This is a genomic window from Pseudarthrobacter sp. CCNWLW217 (assembly GCF_037203985.1).
Taxonomy (GTDB): domain Bacteria; phylum Actinomycetota; class Actinomycetes; order Actinomycetales; family Micrococcaceae; genus Arthrobacter.
The window spans coordinates 96274-109599 of sequence record NZ_JBBCBT010000003.1 but is presented as its reverse complement, the minus strand read 5'-3'; the positions used below and the strand labels follow the sequence as shown (position 1 = coordinate 109599).

General features: G+C 64.9%; 10 protein-coding genes. 2 read left to right on the top strand and 8 right to left on the bottom strand.

Annotated elements, in window-relative coordinates:
• Positions 1-16: 16 nt before the first annotated feature.
• The 4 genes from V9L18_RS04815 to V9L18_RS04800 form a co-directional block, all read right to left on the bottom strand.
• Positions 17-889 (bottom strand): carbohydrate ABC transporter permease, encoded by an 873-nt coding sequence (locus V9L18_RS04815; protein ID WP_337346036.1) that lies wholly within the window; start codon positions 887-889, stop codon positions 17-19.
• Positions 889-1863, bottom strand: coding sequence for an ABC transporter permease (locus tag V9L18_RS04810; protein WP_337346035.1), 975 nt, complete (start codon positions 1861-1863; stop codon positions 889-891). The genes V9L18_RS04815 and V9L18_RS04810 overlap by 1 nt, the downstream gene beginning before the upstream one ends.
• Positions 1864-3393 carry an extracellular solute-binding protein gene (locus V9L18_RS04805; protein ID WP_337346034.1) on the bottom strand — a complete coding sequence of 510 codons (1530 nt, stop codon included), beginning with the start codon at positions 3391-3393 and terminating at the stop codon, positions 1864-1866.
• A gap of 208 nt (positions 3394-3601) precedes the next feature.
• Positions 3602-4321, bottom strand: a complete 720-nt coding sequence (locus V9L18_RS04800; protein ID WP_337346033.1) for a YesL family protein — start codon at positions 4319-4321, stop codon at positions 3602-3604.
• Between the two features lie 336 nt (positions 4322-4657).
• On the opposite strand from V9L18_RS04800, the gene V9L18_RS04795 reads away from it, so the two are divergent.
• Positions 4658-5917, top strand: coding sequence for a Gfo/Idh/MocA family protein (locus V9L18_RS04795; protein ID WP_337346032.1), 1260 nt, complete (start codon positions 4658-4660; stop codon positions 5915-5917).
• Positions 5917-9387 carry a family 78 glycoside hydrolase catalytic domain gene (locus tag V9L18_RS04790; protein ID WP_337346031.1) on the top strand — a complete coding sequence of 1157 codons (3471 nt, stop codon included), beginning with the start codon at positions 5917-5919 and terminating at the stop codon, positions 9385-9387. Before V9L18_RS04795 ends, V9L18_RS04790 begins: the two co-directional genes overlap by 1 nt.
• Before the next feature lie 40 nt (positions 9388-9427).
• Here V9L18_RS04790 and V9L18_RS04785 read toward each other — a convergent pair whose 3' ends face one another.
• The 4 genes from V9L18_RS04785 to V9L18_RS04770 are packed head-to-tail and all read right to left on the bottom strand — an operon-like array spanning position 9428 to position 13302.
• Positions 9428-10693: an MFS transporter gene (locus tag V9L18_RS04785; protein ID WP_337346030.1), complete on the bottom strand. Its 1266-nt coding sequence runs from the start codon at positions 10691-10693 to the stop codon at positions 9428-9430.
• Positions 10694-10733: 40 nt separating this feature from the next.
• The gene (locus tag V9L18_RS04780) at positions 10734-11426 is read right to left on the bottom strand and encodes a Poxvirus protein I5 (RefSeq protein WP_337346029.1); all 693 of its coding nucleotides are present in this window, start codon (positions 11424-11426) and stop codon (positions 10734-10736) included.
• Positions 11427-11434: 8 nt separating this feature from the next.
• Positions 11435-12352 carry a carbohydrate ABC transporter permease gene (locus V9L18_RS04775; protein ID WP_337346028.1) on the bottom strand — a complete coding sequence of 306 codons (918 nt, stop codon included), beginning with the start codon at positions 12350-12352 and terminating at the stop codon, positions 11435-11437.
• The gene (locus V9L18_RS04770) at positions 12349-13302 is read right to left on the bottom strand and encodes a carbohydrate ABC transporter permease (protein WP_337346027.1); all 954 of its coding nucleotides are present in this window, start codon (positions 13300-13302) and stop codon (positions 12349-12351) included. The genes V9L18_RS04775 and V9L18_RS04770 overlap by 4 nt, the downstream gene beginning before the upstream one ends.
• Between the last annotated feature and the right edge of the window lie 24 nt (positions 13303-13326).

Here is a 13326-nt window from a genome sequence, read left to right as displayed (position 1 = left end):
GCGCTCCGATGCGGGGTCAGCCCTTGACCGAGCCGATCAGCATGCCCTTGGCGAAGTGCTTTTGCAGGAACGGGTAGAAGATCAGGATGGGCAGGGTGGCCACCACGATCACGGCGAACTTGATGCCCTGCTCCGGGGGGATGTAGTTCGGGTCCACGTTGCCGGTACCCAGCAGGTCCGAGGAGGCGGTGACCTGGCGCAGGTACATCTGCAGGGTCCACTTCGAGTTGTCACTCAGGTAGAGCAGGGGTGACATGAAGTCGTTCCAGATCCCCACGGCGTAGAACAGCGCGAACGTTGCCAGCACGGGTTTGGAAAGCGGGAGCAGGATCCGCCAGAGGATCCCGACCTCGGTGGCGCCGTCCATCTTCGCGGACTCTTCCAGCTCGGCGGGGAGCTCCTGGAAGAAGTTCTTGATGATGATCAGGCTGAACGGGTTGATCGCCGCCGGCAGGATCAGCGCCCAGTAGGAGTTGAGCAGGCCCAGGTCCTTGACCAGCAGGAAGGTGGGGATCATGCCGCCGGAGAAGACCATGGCGAAGACCACCAGGGACAGGATCAGCTGCCGGCCGCGGAGGTTCCGTTTGGCCAGTGGATAGGCCATGGTCACGGTCAGGATCAGCTGCACCACGGTGCCGACGGCGGTGACCAGGACTGTGGTGACCAGGGCGCGGATGAACGCAGGAGTGGAGAAGATGTATTCGTAGGCGCCCAGGGAGAACTGTTCGGGCCAGACGAAGAAGGCCCTGCGGGTGATTTCGGCTTCGGTGGCGAAGGAGCCGGCGAACACATAGACGAACGGCAGCAGCGTGATGACGCCGATCAGGGTCAGGAACACATAGTTGGCGGCGTCGAAGATCCGCCCCCCGGTGGTGTTGTGGATCTTCATTAGAACAGTCCGCTCTGGTTGAATCGCTTGGCCAGGGCGTTGGTGCCGAAGATCAGCACGATGCCCACCAGTGACTTGAACAGGCCCACTGCGGTGGAGTAGCTGTAGGCGCCCTGGGTGATGCCCACGAAGTAGACATAGGTGTCGAAGACGTCGGCAACATCGCGGTTCAGGGCGTTGGTCATCAGGTAGATCTGCTCGAAGCCGGTGTTGAGCATCTGCCCGATCGCGAGGATGAGCATCACGATGATGGTGGAGCGGATACCGGGCAGCGTGATGTGCCAGACCCGGCGGAACCGTCCGGCGCCGTCGATGATCGCGGCCTCGTACTGGTCCTGGTCCACGGTGGCCAGGGCTGCGAGGAAGATGATGGTCCCCCAGCCGGTGTTCTTCCAGATCTCCTGCAGCACAATCAGCGGCCGGAACCACGCAGGGTCGGAGAGGAAGTCAATGTCCGTGCCCAGCACGTTGTTGATGAACAGGAAAAGCGGGCCGAAGTCCAGGGCGAACAGCAGGAAGCTCAGGGACGCCACGATGGTCCAGGACAGGAAATGCGGGATGTAGACCAGGGTCTGGACGGTGCGCTTGAGGATGGAGAGGCGGACCTCGTTCAGCAGCAACGCCAGCACGATGGTCAGAGGGAAGGCGATCCCCAGGTTCAGGAAGGCCAGGATCATGGTGTTACCCAGCAACCGGGCGAAGTCAGGGTTCGAGAAGAAGTCCTGGAAATGCTGGAACCCCACCCACGGGCTGCCGTTCACCCCAAGGAACGGGACGTAGTCCTTGAACGCGATGGACACCCCGTACATCGGGGCGTAGCGGAACACCGCGAAATACACCACACCCGGCAGCAGCAACAGATACAGCCACTTGTAGTGCGCGAAATGGACCGAAAACTTGCCGCGGGTCCGCGGAGCGGGGGCAGGAGACTGCCCCCGCTCCGCGGCCTGGGCGTCGATGACAGGGGCCGACATTTACTTGCTGTCCTGCCAGAGCTTGTTGATTTCTTCCTGGACCTTGTCGCCCCCGCTGGTCTTCCACAGCTTGATGGCGTCCTTCAGGCCCTGCTCATCGATCTGGCCGGCCAGGTACTTGATGCGGGCGTCGGCCACAATGTTGTCCAGCTGCGCACCCTTGGCCACGTAGGTGGGCGAGACGAAAGCAGCGGCCGGGTTGTAGACGGCACTCTTGAGGTCCTCAGCCATGACCTCAATACGCCGGTCGAAGACTTCCTGCTCATACTCGGAAGCCTGCTTGACCGGGTAGAAGTTGTTGCCCGTGACGTTGGTTCCCAGCTGGGCGTAGCTCTTGATATCGGTGTTGACTACCTTGCCCTCAGGGGTCTCAGGCTTGATGGTGGCGGCCTTGCCGTCTTCGAGGGTGAAGTTCACGCCCTCGATGCCGTTGTTCAGCAGGACGGCGGTGTCTTTGGAGTTCATCTTGTCCAGGAACTCCAGTACTGTCTTCAGCTCAGCCTCGGTGCGGACGCTGGTCTTGGGGATGGCCAGGAAACCGGAGTAGCCGTCGGTGGGATGCGTGTGCAGTTCACCATCCGGGCCTTCGAGCCCACCAACAAAGCCCACCTTGTTCTCGAAGTCGTTCGGGTTGGCCTGCTTGAACAGGTTGATCAGGACGCTGACGCGAGAGTCGACGTCCACGATGATCCCACCCTTGCCGTTGAAGAACGGCTCGTTCCACTTGGTGCCATCGAAAGTGGCGAAGTCAGGGTTGATAAGCTTCTCATCCACCATCTTCTTGACGAACCGGTTGGCTTCGATGAACTCTTCGGTCTCGAAGCTCGGGATCAGCTTCCCGTCCCGCTCGGTCCAGCGGTTGCCGGCGCCGTACCAGGTCTCGATCATGTCGTAGGGGCTGTTGGAGCCCAAGGCACCCCACTTCGGGATGGTGATGCCCCAGGTGTCGGCCTGGCCGTTGCCGTCCGGGTCCTGTTCAGTGAAGGCCTTAGCCACCTTGTAAAGGTCCTCGGTGGTCTTAGGAGCCTCCAAGCCCAGTCTGTCCAGCCAGTCCTGGCGGAACATCACGGCCGAGCGGATCGGATTGCGGGCACGGAAGACACCGTAGACCTTGCCGTTAATGCTGGCGTTCTGTTCCACCTCCGGGAAGGTGGACTTCAGGTTGGGGTACGCGTCGAGCTTGTCGGTGAGGTCCCAGAATGCCCCCGCCTCGGCGTTTTTGACGAACCCCGGGGACTTGCTCTGCACCACCAGGACGTGCGGAATCTCGGAGGACGCCAGCGTGATGTTCATCTTGTCCTCGTAGGAGGCGTTGGGCGTCCAGGTGATATTAACGTCCTTGCCGGTGAGTTCTTCCAGTTTCTGCTGCACGGCCCCATCAGGTGTGGGCGGCTGCGCTTCCAGGAACGGAGCCATCACATTGATGGTGGCCAGGTCCGCGGACTGCGTTTCCCCGGCACCGCACGCGGTCAGGGTCAGGGCCGTGGCGGTCACGACGGCGGCGGCCAGGCTGAATTTCCTAGTGATCATGTTGTTCCTTTTCCACTTCTTTGGGGTTGGTTCCGGTATTTTCCCGGCGGATCAGTTGGTGCGGTTCAGGTGTAACTTCGTGCCGGCTGGGGCTAGCGTTTGATACGTTTCACTGCAGCTCACGAGGACTTTGCGTGCGCTGAGCAGGGCAACCTCCCGGGGGCTTCCGAAGGAGGCCGTGCCTTGGTGCAGCCCGGTGGCGTACGGCTCATCCAACAGGTGCCCCCTGGGGCGTGGAATGTCCGACGGCGGTGCTGCCGCCACCCGTGCGGGCCCCGGCATTCCCGGCCCCCTCCTCCGCCAGGGCAAGGGCCGCGACGGAGTCGTCGTTGGCGGCAAAGAACCGGTCGCACAGCCAGCCGGTCACGTACAGCCAGGCGCCGATACTGAAGAACGGGATGAGTCCCGGCAACGCGCGGCTCGCGTAGACAGCCGCAGCCGTGACGAACAGCAGGATCACGGTGCCCGCCAGATGGCGGATAGCGAAGCGGGAGCAGGTCATCAGGTACTGGCCCAGAGGCAGTTCGTAGCGGGCATACATGGGGAAGAGGTAGCAGGCCGCACCGGCAAGGAAGATAGCCGCCACAAATGTGCCGGCCGCGACCAGTTGGGACATCAGGTCCCTCCCGCCGGACGAGTAGTTCCAGTTCATGGCCAGGGCCAAGGCCACCGCCATGACGGGCAGCGCCAGCGCGTTAGCACGGACGAAGTTCGCGCAGTACTCCTTGGCAAAGGACCTGAGCAACGGCGCTGCTTCTCCCCGGGCCCTCCGCCGGACCAGGATTTGCGCCGCAGCCGTCGCCGGTCCGGCCCCGAGTACGCCAAGGCCAAACAGGGTGAAAAGGATCCACAGCAGGTTAAGGCAGGCGATCCACAGCAGGGTGTCAAAGAACGAGTAGGCGCGTGAACTGAAATTTCCAGCCAGCATGGCAAAGCTCCCTTCGGTTCTCCGTCGTTGCAGAAACGCTTCCAGAGTGGCGGGCGTCACGTGAGTAATCGGTTTCTCGCAATCTAGACCCCCCATGCCGGGCAGGTCAAGCTAGTTTTTGAATCGTTACATTGCTGGACTCACCACCCCGGCGTGGTCCACACTGGATCTTGGAAAGCGCTTGCTGGGAAACCTCCTGCAAGGGCCAGGGCGTTTCGGCCCCGTTCCCGCGTGCCAACGCCGGCATGAAGGGAGCGGCGCAACGTCTGCTCCGGCGCCATCCCGATGCTGCCGCCGGACCTGAGTTTTGATGCCTGCGGGCAGAAAAGGAGACCGATGGGAAAGCCAGCCGGCACAGCCGCCGAGTCACAGTCCCGAAATGAAGAGCCTGTCCAGGCCGACGAGCCTGCCCCCTCCCATCGATGGAGCCCCGAAACCCCGGCTGGGCCTCTACGCCCGGCCCGAGTGGCGCTGGTCGGCGTCCACGGCTTCGGCACCCATCACCTGCGCAACCTTGAGCGACTGCAGGCTGCCGGCGTCGTCGAACTCGTTGCGGTTGCCGATCCCCAGCCTCCGGCGCCGGGATCCGTTCCGGACACTGCGGCCGTTTTCCCCGGGCTCACCGACTTGCTTGCCGCCACATCAGGCCTGGAACTGATCATTGTGGCCACCCCCATCCAGACCCACGCCCCGCTGGGCCTCGCCGCGCTCACCGCCAACGCCGACCTGTACCTGGAGAAGCCGCCGGTGGCGTCCCTGGCCGACTTCAACACCCTCTGCGATGCCGCACGGGCATCAGGCCGGAGCGTGCAGATCGGCTTCCAGAGCCTGGGCTCACACGCGCTGCAGGCCATTGAGGAACTACTGGCCAGCGGAGACATCGGCACGCTGCAGGGCATCTCTGCCACCGGCCGCTGGGTCCGCGACAAGGCCTACTACCAGCGCTCCCGCTGGGCCGGGAAACGAAGCATCGACGGCGTCGACGTGGTAGACGGCGTGGCCACTAATCCCCTGGCACATGCCGTGGCCACCGCGCTGCGCATCGCCGGCGCCCGCACGGTCGAGGACGTTGCTTCCGTGGAAACGGACCTCTACCATGCCAACGACATCGAATCCGACGACACCTCCGTTATCCGGATCCGCACCAACACGGGACTGCCCGTCACGTGTGCGCTCACTATCTGCGCCACGGAATCTGTGGAACCGTATGTGACGTTGCAGGGCTCCCAGGGCGAGGCAGTGTTCCACTACACCGAGGACCGCCTCACTGTACGCACGCCCTCAGGGGAAACCGAGCAGGTCTTCGGCCGGGACGACCTCACGGAGAACCTCATCGCCCACCGCCGCGAAGGCACAGCACTGATCAGCCCGCTCGTGGACAGCGGCGCCTTCATGCTGGTGCTGGAAGCCATCCGGACGGCACCCCAGCCAGCCCTGATCAGCCCTGACTATGTCCAGTGGGAAGGTGACGGCGACGCCGCCCACGCCGTCGTCGTCGGAATCGAGGACGCGCTGGAGCGTGCCACACAAGAGCACGCAACCTTCAGCGAACTCGGACTTCCCTGGGCACTTCCGGCGTACGGATCTGCTTCCTGATGGGCCTCTCCCCCGTCCAGGAACCAACCCCGACTCTTACCCGTCAAGGCGAACTGCAGGCTTCCGGCTTGCTGACTGACGGCCTGACCCCCTGCCTCACTGCTTCCCTGCGGCCGGTATTCGGGTGGCGGGTGAACCAGCCGCAAGATGCCGATCCCGCCGCGGCCCGCCAAACCGGCTACGAAATTGCCGTCAAGGATGCTGCCGGGGCCGAAGTCTGGTTCTCCGGCCCCGTTCCCTCGGCCCGCCAATCCGGGGTTCCTTATGGCGGTCCGGACCTGGCCGAGGATGCGGATTACACCTGGCGGGTCCGCGTGAGCGACGCCGGAGGCAATCCCGGGCCATGGTCTGAAGCAGAGCCATTCAGCACCGGACTTTCGGACCGTGCGTGGGGTGCCGATTGGATCCACCGGGCACCTGGCGGCCAGGCTCCGCTGGAGGTCCTGGAAGGCACACTCCGCGTTGCCGGCTCGCCGTTCCTCCCGGTTCCATGCCCTCCCGTCCGCCGTTTCACCTTGAAAGCCCGCCTCCGGCCGGTTATGGGCTGGGCGGGACTCCTCCTCCGCAGCACGGGCCCCGGGACAGGACTGTTACTGGAACTGGACACCGCGGGCCACGTAGTACTCCGCCGCGCCCCCGCTTGGGAAATCCCCGCCGCCGCCACTCCGCCTACCGATGTCCTGGCCAGCGCCCAGCTTGACCGCAGAGCCGTGGCCAGCCAGGACAGGCTGCCCGGCAAGGACCTGTTCCCCGGCACGTGGCAGGACCTGGCTGTGGCCGACGACGGCACCACTATCACCGTTGCCCTCGACGGCGTTGAGCTGCTCACCGTTAATGAGCCGCTCCCCGCCGGGTTTGAGGGCCGTTTCGCCCTGCACCAGGGTCCGCGTAGCCAGGCCGAGTACGCTTCGCTGCGGATCACGGCCGGGCCGGATACAGCTGGCGCTGGCGGCACCGTCACTGACGATATTCCTGGCGATGCAGTACTCCTGGACCACCAGTTCAGCAACAGCCCTGACGAGGCCCGCGCGTTCCTGGGGCAGTGGGCCCGCACCACGGCACACCGGCAACCAGACGAATGGACCCTCTTCCGCAGCACGGTCCGGCTTACCGGGACCGTGGCCAGGGCACGCCTTTTCGCAGCGGCCAGCCATCACGCGCAGGTCGCCCTGAACGGCACCCCCTGCCTCAGCACCACCTCCTTCGGCTACCCCGGCGAGGGATATTACGACGCCGCCGATATCACCGCGCTGCTCGCTCTGCAGTCACCGGGACAGCCCGAAGCTGCCGGAACGCAACACCCGTCCGACAAGACAGCCCCGCTTGACCAACCCGTCGAGGTTCCCCTGACCGCCCTCCTGCACTGGTATGGCCCCGGCCAAGGCAGGGCCGCTGGCCTGCCCGGCCTGCTGGTCCGGCTCAGCGTGGACTACACGGACGGCCGCCGCGAAGTCTTCGGCTCCGGCCCGGACTGGACGGCCACCGAGGCGCCGTACCGGCAGGCCGGCTACCGCAACGATGAGGGCGATCCCGTGGAACACTTCGACGGGCAAGCCGCGGCAACGCTGGATGCCGGCCAGGACATGCCACCGGCCCTGAGCTACGGCCGCCACCCGGTCCCACAGTTTCCGGCGCTGCACCCCCGGCGAACCTCCGTGTCCGAGACGTTTGTCGCCCCGCAGTCCTTCTTGACCGCCACTGACGGCACGCTTGTGGCTGACTTCGGCAAGGTCATCCCGGCCCGCCCGGAAGTGGACTTCCTCACGGGCGTGTCCGGGCGGACGCTGATCATCCGGGCCGGCTACAGCCTGGACGCGGACGGCCGGGTAGACCGAGGCAAAACGGCCAGCCAGAACACCGATATGTCCTTCCCGTACACGCAGGCAGACGGACTGCAGCAGTTCCGCGCCACCGTGCATCTGGGCTTCCGCTATCTGGAACTCCCCGGCGTGGAGGCCTCGGACCTGTCCCGGGTGGGCGCCGTCGTCGTCCACGGACGGCACCCGGACGAGGGAAGCTTCAGCAGCTCCGACCCAACCCTGGACTCGGTGTTCGGGCTGCTGCGCGACTCCGCGCTGCACGGGATCCAGGAACAGTTCGTGGACACACCCACACGGGAGAAAGGCCAGTTCCTGGCCGACGCCGTCAACATCTCCTACGCCACCATGGCCCTGTTCGGCGAACACGCCTACACCGCCCAGGCACTGCGCGAATTCGGCTGGTCCGCCTCCCGTTACTGGACCGAGAGCGAGGACCTGGGCCGCTACAACGCCGTCTACCCCAACGGTGACGGCAAACGGGACATCCCCGACTTCTCGCTCATGATGCCCGAATGGGCCGAGGAATACCACCACCGCACCGCAGACCTCGCCCTCGTATCGGAACTGCTCCCCCACCTCCGGAACACCGCGGACTACGCCCTGCGATACCTCGCCACGGAGGGCCCGACCGCGGGACTGGTCACCGACCTCGGCGGCGGCTCCGGCCCCTACCTGCACGGCATCGTGGACTGGCCAGCCCCCGGCCGCTTCGGCTACGACATGGACTGCGCCGCCAAAACCACCGTCAACGCCCAAGCCTACTCAGCGCTGATCTCCACGGCACGGTTGTGCAGCCTGGCCGGGCAGGAGGACGCGGCCGTCCGGTACGCCGGCCACGCCGGCGCCCTCGCGGAAACCATCCGCACCCGCCTGCGCGTGAACGGCGTGATGGTTGACGGGCTGCACGCCGACGGAACCCCCAGCACCCACGCCTCCCAACACGCCACGTCCTTCCCGCTGTCCCTCGGCATCACCGACCCTTCCCACGCAGCCGCAGATGCGCAAAGGATCGCAGGCCAGGGCATGCGGCAGGGACCCATGACCGTGCACCGCCTGGTCCGAGCACTCCTGGCCCAGAGGCAGATCGACGCGGTCCTGGACCTGCTCACGTCTGCGGACCAGCCGGGGTGGGCGCGGCTCCTCAAGCAGGGCGCAAGTTTCACGTGGGAAGCCTGGGACCTCGTCGACGGCACCGACTACAGCCAGTCCCACGCCTGGTCGGCCTCCGTGGTGAAGGAGATCCTGGAGTTCCTGCTAGGCGTCCGGGTCACCGTACCCGGAGGCAGTGAGGTGCTCATCGAACCGCCGATCTGCCGGCTGGAACATGCCAAAGGACGAGTCCCAGTGCCCAACGGCGCGGTATTTGCCAGTTGGCGGCGGACATCCGCCGGCATGCAGCTCGAATGCACGGTTCCGGCCGGCGTCACGGCGACCGTACGGCTGCCGGCCGGCACCTACGCAATCCAAGGCACGACGGCGGGACCCGCCGTCGTGCGTTCCGGTCCAGGCGGTCCCGCGCACCACGGCGCCGGGGGCGGAACCGCTGACCTTGGCAATCAGGCACCGCGTGACTTCCGGATCCACAGTGGCACGTGGACGTTCACGCCAGCCAAGGAATCCTCACCAGCGTCCCCCATCCCAACTAGGTAGCAGTTGATGTCGTTTTGACCGTCCAAAACGACATCAACTGCTACCTAGTTGGGCCAGTCCGACGTGAATTCCTCCACAGCAGGAAGCCAATGACAAGGGCAGAGAACATGCCCAGGACGCCGGTGACCACCAGGCCCGTTCGGACGCCGAACTGTTCAGTAAGCCAGCCGGCCAGGAGGCCACCCAGTGCGTGGCCGCCGAGCAGCAACGGCAGGTACAGGGCCATGACCCGGCCGCGGACTTCCGGGCCGGCTTCAAGTTGGACGGCAGTAGCGGCACTGGTCAGGAACAGGAGGGTCATCAGGCCCACCACCACGAGCATCACTGTAAAGAGAACCAGGTTGGGCATCAGCGCCGCCACGAGTTGCGCCAGGCCAAACAGGCCAGCAGCGGCCACGATCCCCTTCCGCCCAAAAGTCCGGAGGCGGGCGGCCAGCAGGGCGCCAGCCAGGGCACCGACGGCACTCACCGTATTGAACAGGCCAAAACCTTCCACGCCGTTATGCCACACACGTTCCGCAAAGGCCGCCAGCACTACCGGTCCGTTCATGCCAAAGGCACCCAGCAATCCTGCCAGGGCAATAATGAGCAGCAGCGAAGGCCTGTCCCGGACATACCGGAACCCGGCCAGGAGCTGGCCGTGTCCGCGGACAGCCGGGGCGTCCGTGTGCAGGAGGGCGGGCCGGATACCGGCAATCATGCCCAGGACCAGCAGGCCGAGGAAGGCGTTCGACGCGAAGGCCGCCGCGGATCCGGCGTAGGCGATGACCGCCCCGCCCAGAGCTGGCCCGGCCATGGCGCCGAGCTGGCCGATGGCGTTGGTGAGGCCGATTGCCGGCCGGAGGCCTGCGTCGCCCACTACTTCATTGACGAAGACCTGCCGGGCAGGACCGTCGATCGCGGAGGTGATGCCCAGCGCGATGCAGCTTCCATAAACAATCCATACGGTGATGTTGCCGGTGGCGGCAGAGGCTGCCAGTCCCGCGGCCAGGAGGACAATCACGGACTGGCAGACCATCATGACGCGGCGCTTGGGGAAGATATCCACTAGCAGGCCGCTGAGCGGACCCACGATCAGCATGGGCAGGAACTGCAGTGCCACGGCGACGCCAACCGCAGCCGGGCTGCCTGTCAGCTGGAGCACCAGCCAATCCTGGGCCAGGCGCTGCATCCAGACACCCATGCTGCCGGCCAGGGTCATCCCCATATAGAGGCGGTAGTTGTGCTGCGTCAGCGGAAAGTACCAGCGAACCGGGCCTTTCGGGTGACGAAGGGACTCTGCGGACTGGGGGCGGTCGGAAGACACGTCGGACTCAACTCGGTAGGAAAAGGTGAAAGGCAGAGAATTACTGGACGCGGGTGGAACGCATTTTTACCGACGCCGCAGCCAGGATCAGCGTGCCGGGCACTACCACGAAGAGCGCTACAAGCATCCACACGAAAACAACGGCGGCGAACAGTGCGGCCACGAGGAGGAGGGAGCCGGTCCAATCGCGGAGCGACAGGGCCTTCGCGGTTTCCAGGGCGGAGGACCAGGACGCGGACTTGGAGGCGGACGACGGCGGCGCTTCAGCGGGTGTGCCGGGGGCCGCCGGGGTGTTGCGGGCGGCGGAGGCAGGGCCGGCAAAGTCGGACCAGGCTGCGGTGGTGCGCAGGAGCAGGACCGCACCGGCCGTTGCCAGGATGAGCGTCGCCGGGAGGACCACGGCACTGCCGGGCAGTTGCCCAACTGTTGCGAGCAACAGGTTCAGGACAATCACGACGGCGGCTGCCGCCGTCGTGATTCCCAGTTTCCAGCTGCCGGGCAGGGCAGCCTTGAAGGTGCCCCAGAGGCCGCGGAGGGAATCGTCCCGCCCGGAGAGGTGCCGCTCAAGGTGGGCGATACCGGCCGCGTAGGCAGCAGGAATGGTGACAAGCGGAATGGACAGCACCAGCACCAACAGTCCGGCCAGCAGGGTCTCGGAAAACAGTGCGAAGCGGTTTACCGGGATTGGTTCATTGCGGCCTGAAGCGGGTGTGGTGCTGTCCATAGTGCTCATATTCTCTATCAGCCCTTGAGGCCTTGGGTGGAGACGCCTTCAACGATGTAGCGCTGGAACACCAGGAAGAAGATCAGTACGGGCAGCAGGGCCAGGACGGACATGGCGATCATGGCTCCGTAGTCCGAGGACTGGGTCTGGTCCACGAACAGGCGCAGGGCCAGGGGCAACGGGTACTTTTCCGGGGTGTTCAGGTAGAGCAGGGGGCCGAGGAAGTCGTTCCAGCTCCAGATGAAGGAGAAGATCGAGGTGGAGATCAGCGCCGGCTTCATCAGCGGGAGCATGATGGAGGTGAAGATCCGCACGTGGCCTGCACCGTCGATGCGTGCCGCCTCGTCCAGTTCGGCCGGGAGGTTGCGCATGAACTGGACCATGAGGAAGACGAAGAACGCGTCGGCGGCGAGGAATTTGCCGATCAGCAGCGGGATGTAGGTGTCCACGAGGCCGAGCTGGTTGAAGATGATGTACTGCGGGATGATCACCACGTGGAAGGGCAGCAGGAGGGTGGCGATCATCATGCCGAAGAAGATGCTGCGGCCGGGGAACTTGATCCTCGCGAACGCGTACGCGGAGACGGACGCGGAGAGGATGGTGCCGACGACGGCGCCGATGGCCAGGATCAGGGAGTTGGTGAAGAACTGCAGGGTGGTCACCCCGCCGATTCCATCCATGGCCGTGATGAAGTTGTCGAAGCTGAAGTTGTTGGACCACAGCGAGGTGTTCGTTCCGCCGATTTCGGAGTTCGGCTTGAAGGACGAGGCGATCATCCACAGGCCCGGATAGAGGACTATTGCCGTGAGGGCGATGGCGACGATGTGGAAGGCTGCGCTCTTGGCGCGTTTGGTCCCGACCGATTCGGCCTTGGGGTTGTAGTGCGGCGCCTGCGCGTCCGGTGTGGACTGGGTGGGGGTTGCCATGGTTGTCATTTTGCGTCTCCGCTGTAGTGGACCCAGGACTTGGAGGTGCGGAAGATGATCAGGGTGATGATGCCGACGACAATCAGGAGCAGCCAGGCCATCGCCGAGGCATAACCCATCCGGAAGTCGCTGAAGCCGCGCAGGTACAGGTAGAGGGTGTAGAAGAGGGTGGAGCCGGCGGGGCCGCCTTCACCGTTGGAAATGATGTAGGCCGAGCTGAAGATCTGGAACGCGTGGATGGTTTCCATCAGCAGGTTGAAGAAGACCACCGGGGAGAGCATGGGCCAGGTGATGTTGAAGAACTTCCGTACCGGGCCGGCACCGTCCATCGAGGCCGCTTCGTACAGGTCAGCCGGGATCTGCTTGAGGCCGGCGAGGAAGATCACCATCGGGGCACCGAACTGCCAGACGGTCAGCAGGATGAACATCGGCATGGTCATGGACGGGTTGCCCACCCAGCCGCCGAGGTTGATCCCGAAGAAGGACAGGCCCTGGTCCACCGGACCGGAATCACCGAACATCGCCTTCCAGACGATGGCGATGGAAACGGACGCGCCGATCAGGGACGGGGCGTAGAACGCGGACCGGTAGAAGCCCTGGCCCTTGCGCGCACTGTTCAACAGCATCGCCACGGCCAGCGCGGCGGCGAGCTTGAGCGGAGTACCGAAGACCACGTAGCCGACGGTCACGCCCACCGACTGCAGGAACCGCTCGTCCTGGAACATGGTGGTGTAGTTGTCCAGGCCGATCCACTTGGGCGGATCGAAGAGGTTGTAGTTGGTGAAGGACAGGTACAGCGAGGAAACCATCGGACCTATGGTCAGGACGATGAATCCCAGCAGCCAGGGCAGCAGGAAGGTGTAGCCGGCGCGGGCGTCCGCCCCCCGCTGCCGCGACTTGCGCGGCTGCGAGGGAGCGGACTGCGTCGAACGCCTGCTCAGGGTTGGGCTTTGAGTCACGAGTTCAATCCGTCAGTTGGGAAC